Genomic DNA, 19,769 nt, shown 5'->3' with positions numbered 1-19,769 from the left:
GACGAAGCCCGGGACCTCCGCGTTCGTCGAGTCCGAGAGCAGGAGGTCGATGCCCTCCTCGCTCAGCCTCGCGAATGCGTGCAGGTCGGTGAGCCGGCCGTCCAGCGGGAGCTGGTCCATCTTGAAGTCGCCGGTGTGGACCACCATGCCCGCGGGCGTGCGGATGGCGACGGCCAGCGCGTCCGGGATGGAGTGGTTGACCGCGATGAACTCGCAGTCGAACGGGCCGATGCGCTCGCGGTGGCCCTCGGTGACTTCGAGGGTGTACGGGCGGATGCGGTGCTCCTGGAGCTTTGCCTCGATCAGCGCGAGGGTCAGCTTGGAGCCGATCAGCGGGATGTCCTGCTTCAGTCGGAGCAGGAAGGGGACGCCACCGATGTGGTCCTCGTGGCCGTGCGTGAGCACGATGCCGTCGATGTCGTCGAGGCGGTCCCGGAGGGTGGTGAAGTCCGGCAGGATCAGGTCGATTCCGGGCTGCTCCTCCTCGGGGAAGAGGACGCCGCAGTCGACGATGAGCAGTCGGCCGTCGTATTCGAAGACCGTCATGTTCCGGCCGATCTCGCCGAGACCGCCGAGTGGGGTGACACGCAGGCCACCCTTGGGAAGCTTCGGCGGGGCGCCGAGTTCAGGATGCGGATGACTCAAAAGACTCTCCTCACCACGCACGCCACGTACCGCTCGGCACGTGGCGTACATGACATTCGTGCACTTGCTGTTGTCTTGGTTCCGACCGCTTTCGGTCGGCCTTCTTCGCGTATTCAGTTGTGAAGTCTGTGTTTAGAGCTCTACCCCACCGGCCGCGAGGTCGATCTTGAGCTGCGCGGTTTCCTCCGGAGAGAGCTCCACCAGGGGAAGCCGGAGCGGTCCGGCCGGGAGGCCCTGCAGGGCCAGTGCCGCCTTGGTGGTGATGACGCCCTGGGTGCGGAACATGCCCGTGAAGACGGGGAGCAGCTGCTGGTGGATCTCGGTGGCCTTCTGGACGTCACCGGTGAGGTGGGCGTCGAGGAGGGCGCGGAGTTCCGGGGTGACGACATGACCGACGACGGACACGAAGCCGACGGCGCCGACCGAGAGCAGCGGGAGGTTGAGCATGTCGTCGCCGGAGTACCAGGCGAGACCGCTGCGGGCGATGGCCCAGCTGGCGCGGCCCAGGTCACCCTTGGCGTCCTTGTTCGCGACGATACGCGGGTGATCGGCGAGGCGCACCAGTGTTTCGGTGTCGATCGGGACGCCGCTGCGGCCGGGGATGTCGTAGAGCATGACGGGCAGTTCCGTCGCGTCGGCGATGGCCGAGAAGTGACGGAACAGGCCCTCCTGCGGGGGCTTGTTGTAGTACGGCGTCACCGCGAGCAGGCCGTGCGCGCCGGAGCGTTCGGCCGTGCGGGCGAGCTCGATGCTGTGGCGGGTGTCGTTGGTGCCGATACCGGCGACGATGTGGGCCCGGTCTCCGACGGCTTCCAGTACGGCTCGTACGAGCTGGTCTTTCTCCGCGTCGCTGGTGGTCGGCGACTCACCGGTGGTGCCATTGATGATCAGGCCGTCGTTGCCTGCGTCCACCAGATGGGCCGCCAGACGCTGTGCGCCGGCGAGGTCGAGTGCGCCGTCCGCCGTGAAGGGCGTGACCATGGCGGTGAGGACCCGCCCGAAGGGGGTCTGCGGAGTGGAGATCGGAGCCATGGGTAACACGCTACTCGCTGCTCAGTACGCAGTGTCCCCTCGGGGGACGTGACGTAGGACGTGACATGCGGAGCCCGGCACTGCCTGCTCGGGGGTTCAAGCAGTGCCGGGTCCGTTTGATCAGCCTAGATGAACTTCATGAAACACCGCAATGCGGACACTTCTCCGGGCTGACCCGTACATCTGTGCTCTACGGGACGATTGTGCCCTACGGGGCGATGCGGCCATTGGCGTTGAAGGCCGCATAGGTGAGCGGCATGAGCTTCGCCCAGTGCTGCTCCATCTTCTCGCCGACCATCTCGATCTCCCGCTGGGGGAAGGACGGGACCTTCGCCAGCTCGTGCTGCGTGCGCAGGCCGAGGAAGTGCATCAGCGAGCGGGCGTTGCAGGTGGCGTACATGGACGAGAACAGGCCAACGGGGAGGACGGCGCGGGCGACCTCGCGGGCGATGCCCTCGTCGAGCATCTCCTTGTACGTCTCGTACGAGCGGCGGTACGAGTCGATCATGGCGTCGCTGACGACCTTGTGCTGCTCCGGGCTGCCGTCGATGAAGACGTACTTGCCGGGGCGGCCCTCCTGCACGAGCTTGCGCTGCTGACCCGGGACGTAGAAGACCGGCTGCAGCTCCCTGTAGCGCCCGGACTCCTCGTTGTAGGACCAGCCCACACGGTGGCGCATGAACTCGCGGAAGACAAAGATCGGGGCGCTGATGAAGAAGGTCATCGAGTTGTGTTCGAAGGGGCTGCCGTGGCGGTCCCGCATCAGGTAGTTGATCAGTCCCGTGGAGCGCTCGGGGTCCTTCTGGAGCTCCTCCAGAGACTGCTCGCCTGCCGTGGAGACGCGGGCGGCCCACAGCACGTCGGAGTCACCGGCGGTGTGCTTCACCAGCTCGACGGTGACATCGCTGCGGAAACTGGGCGTGGCTGTCTCGGCGGGGGTGTCGGACACCAGGAGTCCTTCCGGTTGAACGCATAGGCGGCGCCCACTTTAACGACGGAACGCCGCGGCAGTGCCTCTGGCCCCTTTGAGCAAATCTGGGAATGTGGGCACCAAATGACTGCTTTTGACGTCTCTACCAGTAGACCACCGACACGTTGCCAAGGAGAGTGCCCTGATGTTCTGCCGGCGAGAGGCCGTCCCGTTCGCATTCGTCGCTGAGGCCGATCACTTCCGCAGTAACGTCACTCCGCCGCCCCGTGTACGTCCCAGCGGCTCCCAGCTCGCGGGGCACACGCTGATCGGGCTGACCGTCGTCGCCGGGCTGGTCGGCTCCCTGCTCTTCGGGCTTCCCGCGCTGGAATCCGGCCCGGCGGCGGGGCATTCGCAGCAGTCCGAGGCGTCCGACGGGCGCTGACGCTCCCCTACAGCCCCCAAGGGCGCGGGGGCACCCCCATGGCCCCCCGGGGGTGGTCCGGGCGTGGGTGCCTCGGTAGCCTCACCGGGCACAGCCGAATCGAGTGTGCTGGTGAGTGAGGATCAGTCGTGCCCCTGCCTTTTCTGACGGCCGACCGTGCGTTCGGCACGAGCGATGACGACGTCGCGCTGCCCTTCGACGATCACGACCGCTGGCGGCGTCCGTACCGTCCGGGTCCCTGGCGGGTCGGCGCCGCGGCGCTGTTGCTGCTGCTCGCCTCGTTCGTGCTCATCGCTGCGATGATCATCGCGTTCGCCGGTGCGCTGCCGGGCGCCGGCGTCTGTCTGGGCCTGGGGCTCGCGCTCATCTTCACCTCGCTGAGGCTGCTGCGGGCGGGCGTCTGGGTCAGCCGGCACGGCGTGCGGCGCGTGGCCTTCTTCTCGACCAGGACGGTGCCGTGGAACCGCGTCGTGGCGGTGCGCACCGTGCAGCAGCCCGTGCGCTGGCTCGGGCTGCCGCGCACCGTACAGGGGCAGGCGCTCGTCGCCGTACCGCAGGGCGGGGAAGCGCTGCACCTACTGACCGATCACAACGCGGACTTTCTGTCACGTACCGAGGCCTTCGACCGGGCGGCGGACTCCGTCGAGGCCTGGGGGGCCGAGTACCGCGGGGCCTGACCAGACGGCTCTGCCCCGGACCGCTTCTCAAACGCCGGAGGGGCTTGTTCTGCGCAGCGTGATCGCGCGCTGCATCGCCTTGCGGGCACGCGGGGTGTCGCGGGCATCGTGATAGGCCACGGCCAGCCGGAACCAGCAGCGCCAGTCGTCCGGCGAGTCCTCGGTCTCGGCCCTACGCTTCGCGAAGATCTCGTCGGCCGCGTCACGGTCGATCCGCCCGCCGGGCGTATGCCGCGACTCCTGAGGTAGCCCGCCTTCGGCCTCCAGCTCGCGGGCCAGCCGATGCGCGTTGCGCGCGAAGCTGGTGTTGTGCCAGAGGAACCAGGCGCCGACGACCGGCAGCAGGAACGCCACAGCGCCCATTCCCATAGCGGCCGGCTCACCGGTCAGGATGAGCAGCACGCCCTCCAGCGCCACCACGCCGAAGACGAGCACCAGCGCGGTGGCGAGGAAGAAGTACGTGATCTTTCCACCCATGGCCGTCAGCCCAGGTCGAGGAAGTTTTCCAGGCCGAAGGTGAGGCCCGGAGTGGATACGACACGGCGGACGCCCAGCAGGATGCCCGGCATGAAGCTGCTGTGGTGCAGCGAGTCGTGGCGGATGGTCAGGGTCTCCCCCTCGCCACCCAGGAGCACTTCCTGGTGGGCGAGCAGACCGCGCAGCCGTACGGCATGCACCGGCACGCCGTCGACATCCGCGCCGCGGGCGCCGTCCAGCCCGGTGACGGTCGCGTCCGGCTGCGGCGCGCAGCCCGCCTCCGCCCGCGCCGCCGCGATGAGCTGGGCGGTGCGGGTCGCGGTGCCGCTCGGGGCGTCGGCCTTGTTCGGGTGGTGCAGTTCCACGACCTCGACGGACTCGAAGTACCGCGCGGCCTGCTGCGCGAACTTCATGGTGAGGACCGCGCCGATGGAGAAGTTCGGTGCGATGAGGACACCGGTCCCGGGCGATGCGGCGAGCGAGGTGCCCAGCTGCGCGAGGCGCTCATCGGTCCAGCCGGTGGTGCCGACGACCGCGTGAATGCCGTGGCGTACGCAGAAGTCGAGATTGCCCATCACCGAAGCCGGCGTGGTCAGTTCGACCACGACCTGGGTTCCGGAATCGACCAGGGCCTCCAGCTTGTCGCCCCGGCCGAGAGCCGCGACCAGGTCCATGTCGTCCGCGGCCTCGACGGCTCGTACCGCTTCCGAGCCGATACGGCCCTTGGCGCCGAGAACGGCCACGCGCAGCTTGCTCATTGCTCTCTTCCTTAACGTTAGGAGACCGCTTCGTGGAGGCGGTCCGCCTGCTTGTCCTTGAGCGGGCCGATCACTGACAGGGAGGGACGGTGTCCCAGCACCTCGCCTGCTACCGCGCGTACCTCGTCGGGCGTGACGGAGGCTATCTGCCCCAGCATGTCGTCGACCGACATCTGCGAGCCCCAGCACAGTTCGCTCTTGCCGATGCGGTTCATCAGCGCGCCCGTGTCCTCTAGGCCCAGCACGGTGGATCCGGAGAGCTGGCCCACGGCGCGGCCGATCTCCTCGTCCGAGAGACCCTCGGACGCGACCCGGTCGAGCTCGTCGCGGCAGATCTTCAGGACGTCGTGGACCTGGCTGGGGCGGCAGCCCGCGTAGACGCCGAAGAGGCCCGTGTCGGCGAAGCCCGAGGTGTACGAGTACACGCTGTAGGCCAGGCCGCGCTTCTCGCGGACTTCCTGGAACAGACGGGATGACATACCGCCGCCGAGGGCGGTGTTCAGTACCCCGAGCGCCCAGCGGCGGTCGTCGGTGCGGGCGAGGCCGGGCATGCCGAGGACGACATGGGCCTGCTCGGTCCTGCGCTCCAGCAGCTCGACGCGGCCGGCGGTGCGCAGGGTCCGGCTCCCGTCGCGGGGCGGGGTGGGGGCCGCGTCCGTACGGGACAGGGCGCCGGCCTTCTCGAAGGCCCTGCGGACCTGGCGTACGACGGTGGCGTGGTCGATATTGCCCGCGGCCGCGACGACCAGATGGGTCGGGTCGTAGTGCTTCTTGTAGAAGCGGCGGATGCGGTCGGCGCTCAGCGCGTTGACCGTGTCGACCGTGCCGAGAACTGGACGGCCGAGGGGGCTGTCGCCGAACATCGTGTGCGCGAACAGATCGTGCACGCAGTCGCCCGGGTCGTCCTCCGTCATCGCGATCTCTTCGAGGATGACACCGCGCTCGGCGTCGACGTCCTCCTGGAGGATCAGCGATCCGGTGAGCATGTCGCAGACCACGTCGATGGCGAGCGGCAGGTCGGTGTCGAGCACGCGCGCGTAGTAGCAGGTGTACTCCTTCGCCGTGAAGGCGTTCATCTCACCACCGACCGCGTCGATGGCCGATGAGATGTCGAGGGCGGAGCGCCGTCGCGTGCCCTTGAAGAGGAGGTGCTCCAGGTAGTGCGTGGCGCCGCCGAGCGAGGGTGTCTCGTCGCGGGAGCCGACGTTCGCCCAGATACCGAAGGTGGCGGAGCGTACGGAGGGCAGGGTCTCGGTGACGACGCGCAGGCCGCCGGGCAGGACGGTGCGGCGTACGGTGCCGATGCCGTGCTCGCCCTTGAGAAGCGTTTGGGTACGGGCGACGGCCCGCGCCTCCGAAGAGGTGCGGGCCGTCGTCCTGGAACTACGGGACGTCACTGGGCAGCGTCGTCCTTGTTCTCGTCGGCGGACTCTTCGCCCTCGATCACGGGGATCAGGGAGAGCTTGCCGCGGGAGTCGATCTCGGCGATCTCGACCTGCACCTTGGAGCCGACCGCGAGCACGTCCTCGACGTTCTCCACGCGCTTGCCACCGGCGAGCTTGCGGATCTGCGAGATGTGCAGCAGGCCGTCCTTGCCCGGGAGCAGGGACACGAACGCACCGAAGGTGGTCGTCTTGACGACCGTGCCCAGGTAGCGCTCGCCGACCTCCGGCATGGTCGGGTTGGCGATGCCGTTGATCGTGGCGCGGGCGGCCTCGGCCTGCGAGCCCTGAGCGGCACCGATGTAGATGGTGCCGTCGTCCTCGATCGTGATGTCGGCGCCGGTGTCCTCCTGGATCTGGTTGATCATCTTGCCCTTGGGGCCGATGACCTCACCGATCTTGTCCACCGGGATCTTGACGGTGATGATCCGCGGGGCGTTCGGGGACATCTCGTCCGGGACGTCGATGGCCTCGTTCATCACATCGAGGATGTGGAGGCGGGCGTCGCGGGCCTGCTTCAGCGCGGCGGCCAGGACCGAGGCGGGGATGCCGTCGAGCTTGGTGTCGAGCTGGAGCGCGGTGACGAAGGTCTTCGTACCGGCGACCTTGAAGTCCATGTCACCGAAGGCGTCTTCCGCACCGAGGATGTCGGTGAGGGCGACGTAGTGCGTCTGGCCGTCGATCTCCTCGGAGATCAGACCCATGGCGATACCGGCGACGGGGGCCTTGAGCGGCACACCGGCGTTCAGCAGCGACATGGTGGAGGCGCAGACCGAGCCCATGGACGTGGAGCCGTTGGAGCCCAGCGCCTCGGAGACCTGGCGGATGGCGTACGGGAACTCCTCGCGCGTCGGCAGCACCGGCACGATGGCGCGCTCGGCGAGCGCGCCGTGGCCGATCTCGCGGCGCTTCGGCGAACCGACGCGGCCGGTCTCACCGACGGAGTACGGCGGGAAGTTGTAGTTGTGCATGTAGCGCTTGCGGGTCACCGGGGAAAGGGTGTCCAGCTGCTGCTCCATACGGAGCATGTTCAGGGTGGTGACGCCCAGGATCTGGGTCTCGCCACGCTCGAACAGCGCCGAGCCGTGCACGCGCGGGATGGCCTCGACCTCGGCGGCGAGCGTACGGATGTCCGTGACGCCACGACCGTCGATGCGGACCTTGTCCTTGATGACACGCTCGCGGACCAGCTTCTTGGTCAGCGCGCGGTAGGCACCGGAGATCTCCTTCTCGCGGCCCTCGAACTGCGGGAGCAGCTTCTCGGCGGCGACCTCCTTGATGCGGTCAAGCTCGGTCTCGCGCTCCTGCTTGCCGGCGATGGTGAGCGCCTGCGCGAGCTCGCCCTTGACGGCAGCGGTCAGCGCCTCCAGGACGTCGTCCTGGTAGTCGAGGAAGACCGGGAACTCGCCGGTGGGCTTGGCGGCCTTGGCGGCGAGGTCCGACTGGGCCTTGCACAGCGCCTTGATGAAGGGCTTCGCGGCCTCGAGACCGGCCGCGACGAGCTCCTCGGTCGGCGCCTCGGCGCCGCCCTTGACGAGCTCGATGGTCTTCTCGGTGGCCTCGGCCTCGACCATCATGATCGCGACGTCGCCGTCCTCCAGGACGCGACCGGCGACCACCATGTCGAAGACGGCGTCCTCGAGCTCGGTGTGCGTCGGGAAGGCGACCCACTGGCCCTTGATCAGGGCGACACGGGTGCCGCCGATCGGGCCGGAGAAGGGCAGGCCGGCCAGCTGCGTGGAGCAGGAGGCGGCGTTGATCGCGACCACGTCGTACAGGTGGTCGGGGTTGAGCGCCATGATCGTCTCGACGATCTGGATCTCGTTGCGCAGGCCCTTCTTGAAGGAGGGGCGCAGCGGGCGGTCGATCAGGCGGCAGGTGAGGATCGCGTCCTCGGAGGGCCGGCCCTCACGACGGAAGAAGGAGCCGGGGATCTTGCCGGCTGCGTACATCCGCTCCTCGACGTCCACCGTCAGGGGGAAGAAGTCGAGCTGGTCCTTGGGCTTCTTGGAAGCGGTGGTGGCCGACAGCACCATGGTGTCGTCGTCCAGGTACGCCACGGCGGAACCGGCGGCCTGCTTGGCCAGGCGGCCCGTCTCGAAGCGGATGGTGCGGGTGCCGAAGGAACCGTTGTCAATGACGGCCTCGGCGTAGTGGGTCTCGTTCTCCACTAGCGTTTTCTCCTCGTCTTCGTCCCCTCGCCCGTGTGGCGGGGGACGGTGGCCGAGAAGCGCTCGTTCTGCGGGCCGGTCTTCGATCGAAGCACCCGGGGCTTGGTTCTCCGGGGGCCACTACCGAGGACCGGCGGCGGTGAGGCGGCTTCTCGTTCGTTCGGTAATGCGTTGTCGTTCGGTATTGCGTTGTCGTTCGGTACTGCCTTGTGCGACCAGACTAAATGCCGTCCGGCAGGTCGCGCACGTACAGCAAAGGGAGCGGCCCCCTAAGAGTGGGAACCGCTCCCTTCACGGCGTCTTACTTGGCACCGCCGGCCGCACCGCGGCGGATGCCGAGGCGGTCGACCAGCGCGCGGAAGCGCTGGATGTCCTTCTTGGCCAGGTACTGCAGCAGACGGCGGCGCTGGCCCACCAGGATCAGCAGCCCACGGCGGGAGTGGTGGTCGTGCTTGTGCGTCTTGAGGTGCTCGGTCAGGTCCGAGATCCGGCGGGAGAGCATCGCGACCTGGACCTCGGGGGAGCCGGTGTCGCCCTCCTTGGTGCCGAACTCGGACATGATCTGCTTCTTCGTAGCGGCGTCGAGAGACACGCGGTACTCCTCTTTGATGTTCGATGCGCCCACAAGTGCCCCTGGTCTTGATCTCAGGGGAGCTTCCGTGACTCGGAGGCGAAGGTCCGATGAGCGCTGCACCCAGATACTCCGGGAGCGCGTACACAAACGGCCGTCACCCACAGTACCAGTGAGTCAGGAGGTCATTGCACGGATGGAGTGGTAGACGTCGAAGACCGCGAGGCACAGCGGTACGAGCGTCAGCAGCACAGCGGCTTCCGCGATCTCCAGAGAGCGGCCCCAGAAGGGCGTGACGCCCTTGCGCGGCACGATCAGTCCGATGGCGGTGATCACCGCGGCGACCGCGGCGACCGCGGCGGTGAGCCAGACCGTACGGATGTCGAGCGCTGTGCCGTCGCCCTTGAGGGCGTCGAGCATCAGCCCTCTCGGCGGGTTGAGGCACAGTCCGACCCCGAGCAGAGCCAGCGAGCCGAGGCCGGCCGCCAGGGCGCAGCCGACCTGTGCCGTGTAGCGGAACAGGTGGGCGCGCATCAGCATGGCGATGCCGGTGGCGAGAGCGAGCAGCTGGCCCCACACGTTGTCGGAGAATCCGAGCACCGCCGAGGCCCCGAGAGCCACCAGCGCACAGCCGCCGACCAGGCCGACCAGCAGTTCGTGACCGCGCCGGACCTGGGCCGCGATGCGCTCGGCGTCGACCGGGCCCTGAGGGGCGGGATCGTTTCCGTAGTCGCCGACGGTCGTACGAGGCGGCTCGAAGCCGATGGGGAGGCGCGCGAAGCGCGTGGAGAGACCGGGCAGGAAAGCCAGGGCTCCCACGGCGAGCGGGGCGCACACGGCAGCGGTCTCGGCCGGCTCCATCTTGGTCGTGATCGCAGCGAAGGTCACCAGCAGGCCTACGGCGGCGGCGAAGACGAATGCGACGAAGGGACCGTCTCCGCCGGGGGCGACGATCATCAGGATCACCGAGGCGACGAGAACGGCGGCGCAGGCGAGCAGGAACTGCAGCTTGCCGATTCCCTGCCCCTCGGCGAGGGGCAGGAGTCCGGCTCCGGCGACCGCCGCGTTGGCCATGGAACCGATACCCAGAGCGACGGACGAGGCCCGGTCGTCGTACACCCGTGCCCGTACACCGGCGAGCGCGAGCAGCATTACGCCACTGACGGCGGCCAGGATGCCGGGCAGGCCGTGCATGTCGTGCCGGGGGTCGGCGGTCCACAGCACGAAGGCGAGCAGGACCAGCAGGACGGACCCGCCGAAGAGCCCGGCGCCGCGCATCAGGCTGTCGTTCCACAGCGTGCGGTCGCGGGCGACGGCGGAGGCGACGGCATCGGAGACGTCGTCGAAGACCGCCGGGGGCAGCGATTCGGCGAAGGGCCGCAGCGACAGGAGCTCGCCGTCGAGGATGCGCTGGGCCACCAGGGAGCGAGCGCCGTCGAGCACGGTGCCGTCGCGACGCACGAGGTGGTACCCGACCGGGGCGCCCTCCGCGGGGCTCTGCCCGGACAGGCGGAGGATCTCCGGGTAGAGGTCGGCGACGGGGATGTCTTCGGGCAGTGCCACGTCGACGCGACCGTCCGGCGCGACGACCGTGACTCGGCAGAAACCGGTTCCGCCGCCGGACGGAGTTCCGGGACCCGGCTGACCGGTACCGGTGGCCGCCGCTGAGGCCGTCATACTCACCTGCTGCTCCCCCTCGTGATTCTCATGGATCGTGAGCCTCGCTTTGCTCCCCGAATGACCCTTTTTTTGCGGTAGTTCACGGGCGAGCAAACGCGTCGCGCCACCCTACCGCCAACCGTTGACCGGCCACGCAAGTAGGATCCCTCCCCGCGGATGGAACCCGTCGCCACGGGGGCGCCGATAGGAACATTTCCATCCGGCAAGGGAATTGGTGAGCTGTGAGCCAGATCGTCGTCAAGCGCCCACCTCGGGCCCTGCCCTCCGAAGTACCCGGCGAGCAGGTGCAGTTGCAACCCCCGCCCGAGCTGCCACGAGGGCAGCAGGAGGGGGCGCTGATGCAGCTGCTGCCGATGCTGGGTATGGGCGGTTCTGTCGTCTTCTTCTTCATGACCCCGAATCCGATCATGCGGATCATGGGCATGGTGATGATCGCGTCGACGGTCGGCATGGGCATCGCCATGCTGGTCCGCTACCGGCGCGGCACCCAGGGGCAGCTCGCCGACATGCGACGCGACTACCTCAAGTACCTGACTCAGACCCGGCGTTCGGTTCTGCGGACCGCGCACCTGCAGCGTGACGCGCAGTTCTATCTGCACCCGTCCCCGGAGCAGTTGTGGGCGCTGGTCGCCGAAGGAAGCCGTGTCTGGGAACGCCGCGTGGGCGACCACGACTTCGGGCAGGTACGCATCGGTCTGGGCAGCCAGCAGCTCGCAACCCCGATCATCGCCCCCGACACCGCGCCCGTCGACGAGCTGGAACCGCTCACCGCGGGTGCGATGGCGCAGTTCCTGACGGCACACGGCACGCTCGACGGCCTGCCCATGGCCGTCTCGCTGCGCGCCTTCTATCACGTGACGGTGAGCGGCCACGCGGAGTCCGTCCGCTCCACGGCCCGCGCGATGGTCGGCTCGCTCGCCTCCCTGCACTCCCCCGAAGACCTGGTCATCGCCATTGCGGCCGGGCGCGAGGCAGCCCCGCAGTGGGAGTGGGCGAAGTGGCTTCCGCACGTCCAGGCTCCTGGGGCCGGTGACGGAGCGGGCAGTCGCCGCCTCATCACGACCGACGCACGGGATCTGGAAGAGATGCTCGCCGCGCGGCTCGAGGGCCGTCCCCGCTTCCAGGGCGGCGGCCAGCCGCTGCTGGACCAGCCGCACATCGTCGTCGTACTCGACGGCCAATCGGTGCCCCCCGTATCGGCGCTGGCCGCCGCCGAGGGTCTGCAGGGCGTGACCGTCATCGAGGTCGTACCGGGCGAGGTCACCGGGGCGCGCGGCAGCCTGTCCGTGACCGTGCACCCCGACTCGCTTCAACTGGAGTCGGGACACGGCCTGGTGTACGACGGGACGCCCGACCTGCTGAGCCGCGAGGCGGCCGAGGCACTCGCCCGCCAGCTCGCCCCCCTCCGTATGGCCTCCGGCGGAGACGACGACGAACCACTGCTCGCCAACCTCGACTTCACCGACCTGCTGAACCTGGGCGACGCGGCGTCCGTCGACGTCAGCCGCACCTGGCGCCCGCGCTCCCAGGCGGAGCGGCTGCGCGTACCGATCGGCGTCGGCGAAGACGGCACTCCGGTCATGCTGGACCTGAAGGAGGCGGCCCAGGAAGGTATGGGCCCGCACGGGCTGTGCGTGGGTGCGACTGGTTCCGGCAAGTCAGAGCTGCTGCGCACGCTCGTACTCGGCCTGGCTGTCACGCATTCCTCCGAGACGCTCAACTTCGTCCTCGCGGACTTCAAGGGCGGCGCCACCTTTGCCGGCATGTCCCAAATGCCGCATGTCGCAGCGGTGATCACCAACCTTGCGGACGACCTGACGCTGGTGGACCGCATGGGCGACTCCATCCGCGGCGAACTCAACCGCCGGCAGGAGATGCTGCGCGACGCGGGAAACTACGCCAACATCCACGACTACGAGAAGGCGCGAGCCGCGGGCGCCCCGCTGCAGCCCATCCCGTCACTCGTTCTGGTCATTGACGAGTTCAGTGAACTCCTCACGGCAATGCCGGACTTCATCGAGATGTTCGTGCAGATCGGACGTATCGGCCGTTCGCTTGGCGTCCATCTGCTGCTTGCCTCGCAGCGCCTGGAAGAAGGGCGGCTGCGCGGACTTGAGACCTATCTGTCGTACCGGATCGGTCTGCGGACCTTCTCCGCGGCCGAGTCGCGCGCGGCACTGGGTGTGCCCGACGCCTACCAGTTGCCCAACGTCCCCGGCTCCGGCTATCTGAAGTACGGCACGGACGAGATGGTGCGGTTCAAGGCGGCGTACGTCTCCGGGGTGTACCGCACAAACCCCCAGCAGGCGGCTTCCCTCGGAGGACCGCTTCCGGTGGACCGCAGGCCCGTACCGTTCACGGCCGCTCCGGTGCCGGTCAGGTACGTCCAGCCGACCGCGCAGACGCAGGTTCCGGAAGCACGTGCGGCGGAGGACGACGCGCTGGCCGACTCCGTACTCGATGTGATCGTGCGACGGCTGGAGGGGCGGGGCGCGGAGGCCCACCAGGTATGGCTGCCGCCGCTGGACAACCCGCCGCCGCTGGACGAGCTGCTGCCCGGACTCGCGGGTGTGGAGGGCCGCGGGCTGACGCAGCCCGGGTTCGAGGGCGCGGGCCGTCTCGTCGTACCGCTGGGTGTGGTCGACAAGCCGTACGAGCAGCGCCGTGACACCCTCTACCGGGACTTCTCCGGCGCGGCGGGCCATATGCAGATCGTCGGTGGCCCGCAGTCCGGCAAGTCGACCCTGCTGCGGACGCTCATCTCGGCCTTCGCGTTGACGCACACGCCGCAGGAAGTGCAGTTCTACGGCCTCGACTTCGGTGGTGGCGGCCTGTCCTCGATCGCCGGCCTGCCGCATGTCGGCGGGGTCGCGTCCCGCCTCGATCCGGAGCGGGTACGGCGCACGGTCGCCGAGGTGTACGGCATCCTGTCGCGGCGCGAGGAGTACTTCCGCAGCGCGGGCATCGACTCCATCGGCACGTTCCGCAGGCTGCGGGGGCGCGGTGACATCTCGATGTCGGAACAGCCGTGGGGTGATGTGTTCCTGGTCATCGACGGCTGGGGCAATTTCCGTACGGACTACGAAGGCCTGGAGCCGGCGGTCCTGGACATCGCGGCGCGCGGTCTCGGCTACGGCATCCATGTGATCCTGACAGCCTCGCGCTCGATGGAGGTCCGCGCGAACCTCAAGGACCACCTGATGAACCGGCTGGAGCTGCGGCTCGGCGACACCATGGACTCGGAGCTGGACCGCAAGGCCGCCGTCAACGTCCCGGCCGGCGTACCGGGACGCGGACTGACCCCGGAGAAGCTGCACTTCATGGCTGCGGTGCCGCGGATCGACGGCATCAACTCCGACAGCGACCTGTCGGAGGCCACGGCCGCCATGTCCCAGGAAGTCACTCGGCACTGGACGGCGCCGGGAGCCCCGGCAGTGCGACTGCTGCCGCGCGAACTGCCGGTGGACAGCCTTCCGGCGGGCTTTGTTCATCCCGAGCGCGGGGTCGCCTTCGCCATCGACGAGAACAACCTGGAACCGGTCTTCGTCAACTTCGAGCGCGACCCGTTCTTCCTCGTGTTCGGCGAGAGCGAGTCCGGCAAGTCCAATCTGCTGAAGCTGCTCATCAAGCAGCTGACCGAGCGGTACGACGGGAACTCCTGCAAGCTCTTCGTGATCGACAACCGTCGCGCGCTGCTGGACGCGACCCCTGCCACACACCTGGCCGAGTACGTGCCCATGTCCAACAACATGGACCACCACGTCGACGCGCTGGCCGATCTGATGCAGCGCCGTACTCCGTCGGCGGATGTCACGGCACAGCAGCTGAGGGACCGCAGCTGGTGGCAGGGACCGTCGGTGTATGTGGTCGTGGACGACTACGACCTGGTGTCCACATCGAGCGGTAACCCCCTGAGCAAGCTCACGGAACTGCTGCCCTTCGCCCGCGACGTGGGCGTGCGCTTCATCATCGCCCGCAGCGGGGCCGGTGCCAGCCGCGCCGCGTACGAACCCTTCATGCAGCGGATGATGGAACTGGGCGCGCAGGGTGTACTCCTTTCCGGTGACCCGCAAGAGGGAGACGTACTCGGCGGCGCAAGGATGCGCCCGATGCCGGCGGGGCGGGGCATCTTCGTCTCACGGCAGCGGGGGAACCCGCTGGTGCAGACGGGGCTCATGGCTTCGGACGTTCACTCGTGATCGGCGCGGCGGTCTTCACGGAGGCCTGCTCGCGCTGGCGTTCTTCGCCGTTGCACTCGTTGACCACCGCAAGCTGTGGGTGGCACTTCCAAGCCGGACCCTTCGACAACCCGGAGGCACACGAGCCGTCGCCCGCTTCGTTCAAGTGGCGCCGGGCCGCGCTCGTGGGCAGCGCCGCGTTCCTGGCATGGCAGTGCGTGGGCATGCTGCGCCCCGAAGGGGTTTTCGACTCCGGTCCGGACCACGGCGAGATACTCGAACGTGTGGAGTCTGGCGGCGGCTGATCTGGAGATGGCCAGGGACGGTCGGTACAAGTTCTCAGGGCTCGAGCGCGAAGCTCGTGGGGTTCGTTCATCAATCCGAGGCTCCAACGGCCGGGGACGACCCGATCGCGACCCTCGCCCCGAAGTCCGGGGCCGTGGAGCGCTACGCCGCGGACGGGATCTGCCCGACGGTGGCGGCCACGCCGATGCGCGGCCAGTCCAACAGGCGCATGCCATAGACAACTTGATGTACAGCCTCAACACGGACGTCACGGACAGCGCTTGCGAGTAGTCGGAGTACATCCATAGGTTGGGCTGAATGTGACCGTCCATGGGTACGCACGGGGGAAGGACCCGCAGATGGCGTGGGACGAGTGGGAGCAGTTGAAGGCGACGGCGGCGGAGCGCCAGTCGACGCGGATGCAGCTGAACGGGTTGCCGCCGGAGGACAGGCCCAACGCAGGCAGCCCTCAGGGTGATCTCCAGGCCAACCAGCAAGATCTGGCCGCCGTCGGGAACAGCGCCTTCAAGCTGTTCGAGAGCCTTGGACGGTACGGACGTGACGCCTGGTCCAGCAGCCAGACTGCCGCAAAGGATCTGACGACGCAGGAGTTCGCGCTCGGTGGCGGCCTCCACCGCGTACAGGAGCAGTGGGAAAAGCAGCTCCAGTCACTGCTGGATGCCTGCGCCCACATCTCCAACCACATGGACTTCACAAAGAAGGCACACCAGGGCGACGAGTACTTCATCGCTTCTACCGTCAGCGGCATCGCAACCCTGGACAAGGGGTTCAACGAAGGGACCAAGCGCTGATGGACCTCGAAGCACTGCGCCACGGAAACTTCGCGTCGCTCGGCACGGCAATCGATGACTGGTCCTCGGTGATCAAAAGCCTCACAACTATGGAGAAGGACGCACGGGAAGATCTGAAGGGAAAGGCGAACAAGGCCAGTTGGGCCGGTGTCAACGCCACAGTCTCGCGACAGTTCATCGCCAAAACGGCTGACGAGTTCGCCGACGCCGTCAAGCAGGCCACCACCATCCGGGACATCCTGCTCGACACCCGCGACGAACTGGTCAAGTACCGAGACGAACTCAACAAGGCCATTGATCGCGGCTGGGACAAACACCTGTCCGTCGTCGGAACGAAAGGCGGAGGTTTCTCCGTCTACGTCAACGTCCACCCCGAGCCCGCCAACAGCACGCGGGCGGTTGAAGCACTGCGGAACGAGCTCCAAGGCATCCTCAACAGCGCCACTGAGAGCGACAGCAGCGCGTCGAAAGCCTTGATCCTCATCGCAGACCAAGCCAAGTACGGCTTCTCCGGCGTGAGTTACAAGGATCGGGACTCGGCAGCCGCGGCCATCAAGGCCGCAGAGGATATGGCCGCGATCGCGAAGAAGAACCCTCACGATGTGACGAACACCGAGCTCGATCGACTCAACGACACCATGGCGAAGTACCGTAACGATCCGCTCTTCGCCGAGAAGTTCGCCACCGACGTCACCGCGAAGAAGGCCCTGGAGTTCTACGCCGGCATCGCCGACCCCTATCAGGCTGGCTACGACCCGAAGCGCGGGGAACTCGCCAAGCAGCTCCAGAAGAATCTCGGGATCACTCTGGGCACAGCTACCCTCTCCAATAGCCCCAAAATGGAAGAGTGGGAAAAGGCGATGGTTGACCTCGGACCCGATCAGCTCGGAATCGACGATGCCAACGACCCACGCGGTTTCGCCGTCATGAGTAACCTCATGCGCTTCGGTGACTACGACGACCAGTTCCTGAACGACTACGGCGACAAGCTGATCACCTACGACAAGGAACACACCGGCAATGGGCTGAACCCCTGGATTAACAACTGGAACCAGGGCGATCTCAACTATTGGGGACAAGACGATCGCGGCCGCGATCCGATGACCGGTTTCCTCGAGGCGCTCGGTCACAACCCCGATGCCTCAACTCAGTTCTTCGCACAGCCGATCGGAGTGGAAGACAGAGTCGACACGGACTCTGAGGTCAACGAGCACCTCAAGTATCTGACCAAGGAGCGGAACTGGTTGTCCGACGCCCCCATGGGCGGCGACAACAAAGTCGTCGCCGGACGCGATGCGCTCGGTCACGCACTGGAGGCGGCGACCACGGGGTACGCCTACGACGCCACCGAGATGTCTCGCAAGGACCCCCTGATTCCGGGCAGCGCGGACCATCGCACGGCGGCGACAGCGGGCGTCATGGAGCAGGTCGCTTACCTCTACGGAAGCCAGGACGGCCCCAAGATGCTGCACGACCAGCCGGAACTGGCGGACAGTCTGGGGAAGATGGGGTCTGCGTACATCGACGACATCGACTACAGCCTCTCCGGTATTGGGGAGCACGCGAAGGACACAGGAGATTTCCCCGCCAGGTACGAAGGACGTGCGGATTTCGGAAATGAGGGTGCCATCAACTTCCTCAGCGTGCTCGGGCAGAACGAGACCTCGCATGGCCTTGTGACGGCAGGCCAGCACATCTACACACTTAGCCTCCTTGACGCTAACCCAGCTACCAGTCAAGTGAACTTCGACCACGGCAAGGACGCCCTGTTCATGGAGGGCGAGGTGCGAGGGATCTTGGATCACTCGCGTGTAGCGCAAGCCGAGGCCGACTTCAAGGGAGACGCCGACGAAGCGAATAAGTCCCTCGGAAGGTCGGCCGACTGGGGGAAATACGCCGTAGGCGCTGTGATCACCGGTGGAATTGCCGCAATCCCGGTACCAGGGGCAACGGCTGGAGCCATAGCATTCGCCCCTGTGGCCACGGATCTGGCTGGCGAAGCGCTGAACACATTCCTTGGCCAAGAAATCGACAAGAGTGTGAACAAGTCCGAAGAGAAGGCCACGCAGGATGCTCAGCTCACCAGCCAACAGTTCTACAGCAAGGGTGCCGACGATCTGGGGAGCAACTACGAGCATTACATTAACGAGAACCCTAAGTTTGCCGGACAAGCCGACTCCCAGGACCTCGTACAAAGCCTGAAGTCAACGTACTTTTCAACCGGCTCAGCCGAGGACGAACTTCGCGGCCGTCCCCCATACGAGGACTGAAGAAGCGTGCATGATTTCAATCTCAGCTGCCCCCAAAGAGCTTCTGGCAACCTGCTCCGATGGGCGGCTCTCGGGATGGTAGTCGTCACCGGGGTATCAGGCTGTTCACAGGGAGCCGAGGGTGACTCGTCGGTGACTTCGGCAAGCCGAATTTGTGACGGCACTCTGGATAAGTCGGCAGCCGAAGCGTTGCAGCGTATTGGCGGCAAGGGTGAATTCAGCGAGCTCACGGGAACGACCGACACAGGAGAGCCGAACAAGTTCTCAATCGAGAGGGCATCAGCACACCTCCACGATGAAGTCGACCAGCGAAGCAGATGCACCGTCTACAAGGCCGATGACAAGAGCGGCCACCCGCTGATCCAGGTTGACTTCAAGGCTTCGAATGACCACCCGAACCGAAGTGAAGTGGAGAAGGGCGACTCAAGAGGGATCACGTTTTACCCTGTGGGCGTATACGCGAGCACAAAGCAAGGATATTCGACTTCCTTGTCTTTTCGCTGCCAGACGAAGAACGCCAAGGGGAAAAATCAATTCATCAACGCAGGTATGTTCAGCTCTGCCGACCAACTCGAAGGGAAGTCCACCAGCATGGACAGGATGACGATCCTCAATTCCGTCTCGCGGCGCCTCGCAGCGAAGCTGGGATGCCAGGGCGAGGCGCAGCTCCCTGCCAAGGTCCCGGCGCCACAAGCCCCTTGACCGGCGCAACATCCGGCTGTTGTCACGCCTGATCCATCCGCAATCGCCGCGCCCACAGGAGGCTCCATGAAGAAACGACAGTACGTGCGGATCGTGGCAGCTGGTGCTGTGCTGATGGTGCTGGCCGGCTGCGGACAGAGCGATGGAGAGGGCGGCGCGGGCGAGGCGTCAGCGCTCAGCGAGCAGCAGATGAAGACCGTGGTGCCGGACGCGAAGGCCGTGCCGGGTTGGGAGGTCCTCAGTGGGCCTGCCGCGGACACCATGGAGGGCGACCTCAAGGACAGCTTGTGCCCCGAGAAGGAGAAGCAGGCCTGCGAGGGCGCTCGATTCGTAGGGACCTCACGCTTCAGGGAGAAGAAGAAGGCGGAGATCGGGTTCTGGGCCATCACCTATCAGGATGAAAAGGCCGCCGAGGACGCCTTCGACGTCCATTGGGACTGGTACCGGAAAGGCCTGGGCAAGCCCGCGAGCCTGGACCTGGGCAGAGTGGGCGAGCAGCGCCAGGCCGCGTTGGGCACGAGCAATTACCAGGGTGACAAGCGCGCGGTCGCGCAAGTGAGACTCGGCACCGTCATCATGTGGGTCAGCGTCGATGCCTCCCGCCAGACAGGCATCGATGCCGCGCTGGTCAAGGACCTTGCCACTGTCTTCGCCGCCCGGGCCGACGAGGCTGAGAAGGGCAAGCCTCCGGCAGCTGCGCTCGACAGCTGACCA

The 19,769-nt window shown here is 66.9% G+C and carries 17 protein-coding genes (1 of these 17 cut by a window edge); 8 read left to right on the top strand and 9 right to left on the bottom strand.

The features are described from left to right. The 3 genes from OOK40_RS33230 to thyX form a co-directional block, all read right to left on the bottom strand. Window positions 1–645, bottom strand: the 5' end (the start) of a protein-coding gene (locus OOK40_RS33230; RefSeq protein ID WP_266489050.1) for a ribonuclease J. The gene continues 1,041 nt to the left of window position 1, outside the view; the window shows 645 of its 1,686 coding nt (coding positions 1–645); the start codon lies at window positions 643–645; its stop codon lies off the left edge, out of view. Between the two features lie 132 nt (window positions 646–777). Then, window positions 778–1,677 carry a 4-hydroxy-tetrahydrodipicolinate synthase gene (gene dapA, locus OOK40_RS33225; RefSeq protein WP_266489047.1) on the bottom strand — a complete coding sequence of 300 codons (900 nt, stop codon included), beginning with the start codon at window positions 1,675–1,677 and terminating at the stop codon, window positions 778–780. Between the two features lie 208 nt (window positions 1,678–1,885). After that, complete coding sequence (gene thyX / locus OOK40_RS33220) at window positions 1,886–2,626, bottom strand: FAD-dependent thymidylate synthase (protein WP_266489044.1); 741 nt, start codon at window positions 2,624–2,626, stop codon at window positions 1,886–1,888. A gap of 166 nt (window positions 2,627–2,792) precedes the next feature. Between thyX and OOK40_RS33215 the strand changes: the two genes are divergently transcribed. Both OOK40_RS33215 and OOK40_RS33210 read left to right on the top strand, forming a co-directional pair. Then, the gene (locus OOK40_RS33215; RefSeq protein WP_266489043.1) at window positions 2,793–3,032 is read left to right on the top strand and encodes a hypothetical protein; all 240 of its coding nucleotides are present in this window, start codon (window positions 2,793–2,795) and stop codon (window positions 3,030–3,032) included. A 128-nt stretch (window positions 3,033–3,160) separates the two neighbouring features. Next, window positions 3,161–3,709: a hypothetical protein gene (locus OOK40_RS33210; protein ID WP_266489041.1), complete on the top strand. Its 549-nt coding sequence runs from the start codon at window positions 3,161–3,163 to the stop codon at window positions 3,707–3,709. Between the two features lie 27 nt (window positions 3,710–3,736). On the opposite strand, the gene OOK40_RS33205 is transcribed toward OOK40_RS33210, so the two are convergent. The 6 genes from OOK40_RS33205 to eccD all read right to left on the bottom strand — a co-directional run bounded on the left by OOK40_RS33205 (window position 3,737) and on the right by eccD (window position 10,805). Beyond that, entirely contained in the window at window positions 3,737–4,186 is a 450-nt protein-coding gene (locus tag OOK40_RS33205; RefSeq protein ID WP_266489040.1) for a hypothetical protein, read from the bottom strand. Window positions 4,187–4,191: 5 nt separating this feature from the next. Then, window positions 4,192–4,944 (bottom strand): 4-hydroxy-tetrahydrodipicolinate reductase, encoded by a 753-nt coding sequence (gene dapB / locus OOK40_RS33200; RefSeq protein WP_266489037.1) that lies wholly within the window; start codon window positions 4,942–4,944, stop codon window positions 4,192–4,194. Between the two features lie 17 nt (window positions 4,945–4,961). After that, window positions 4,962–6,341 (bottom strand): pitrilysin family protein, encoded by a 1,380-nt coding sequence (locus OOK40_RS33195; RefSeq protein ID WP_266489035.1) that lies wholly within the window; start codon window positions 6,339–6,341, stop codon window positions 4,962–4,964. Further along, on the bottom strand, window positions 6,338–8,557 hold the full coding sequence (locus tag OOK40_RS33190) for a polyribonucleotide nucleotidyltransferase (protein ID WP_266489028.1): 2,220 nt from the start codon (window positions 8,555–8,557) through the stop codon (window positions 6,338–6,340). The genes OOK40_RS33195 and OOK40_RS33190 overlap by 4 nt, the downstream gene beginning before the upstream one ends. A 301-nt stretch (window positions 8,558–8,858) precedes the next feature. After that, window positions 8,859–9,149 (bottom strand): 30S ribosomal protein S15, encoded by a 291-nt coding sequence (gene rpsO / locus OOK40_RS33185; RefSeq protein WP_215096097.1) that lies wholly within the window; start codon window positions 9,147–9,149, stop codon window positions 8,859–8,861. 156 nt (window positions 9,150–9,305) lie between these two features. Then, the gene (gene eccD, locus OOK40_RS33180) at window positions 9,306–10,805 is read right to left on the bottom strand and encodes a type VII secretion integral membrane protein EccD (RefSeq protein ID WP_266489305.1); all 1,500 of its coding nucleotides are present in this window, start codon (window positions 10,803–10,805) and stop codon (window positions 9,306–9,308) included. Window positions 10,806–11,029: 224 nt separating this feature from the next. Between eccD and eccCa the strand changes: the two genes are divergently transcribed. From eccCa to OOK40_RS33150, 6 genes are all read left to right on the top strand, one after another. Then, complete coding sequence (gene eccCa / locus OOK40_RS33175) at window positions 11,030–15,007, top strand: type VII secretion protein EccCa (RefSeq protein WP_266489023.1); 3,978 nt, start codon at window positions 11,030–11,032, stop codon at window positions 15,005–15,007. Window positions 15,008–15,066: 59 nt separating this feature from the next. Beyond that, a complete protein-coding gene (locus tag OOK40_RS33170; RefSeq protein WP_266489022.1) occupies window positions 15,067–15,291 on the top strand; it encodes a hypothetical protein in 225 nt (74 codons plus the stop codon). Window positions 15,292–15,630: 339 nt separating this feature from the next. Further along, on the top strand, window positions 15,631–16,083 hold the full coding sequence (locus OOK40_RS33165) for a hypothetical protein (RefSeq protein ID WP_266489019.1): 453 nt from the start codon (window positions 15,631–15,633) through the stop codon (window positions 16,081–16,083). Next, window positions 16,083–18,353, top strand: coding sequence for a DUF6571 family protein (locus tag OOK40_RS33160; protein WP_266489016.1), 2,271 nt, complete (start codon window positions 16,083–16,085; stop codon window positions 18,351–18,353). The genes OOK40_RS33165 and OOK40_RS33160 overlap by 1 nt, the downstream gene beginning before the upstream one ends. 132 nt (window positions 18,354–18,485) lie before the next feature. After that, complete coding sequence (locus tag OOK40_RS33155; RefSeq protein ID WP_266489014.1) at window positions 18,486–19,055, top strand: hypothetical protein; 570 nt, start codon at window positions 18,486–18,488, stop codon at window positions 19,053–19,055. Window positions 19,056–19,121: 66 nt separating this feature from the next. After that, entirely contained in the window at window positions 19,122–19,766 is a 645-nt protein-coding gene (locus OOK40_RS33150; protein ID WP_266489013.1) for a hypothetical protein, read from the top strand. Window positions 19,767–19,769: the final 3 nt, after the last annotated feature.

It is taken from the genome of Streptomyces sp. NBC_01481, assembly GCF_026339995.1.
GTDB lineage: Bacteria > Actinomycetota > Actinomycetes > Streptomycetales > Streptomycetaceae > Streptomyces.
Note: the sequence above shows the minus strand (reverse complement) of the source record. Positions and strands in the feature narration are given on the sequence as shown.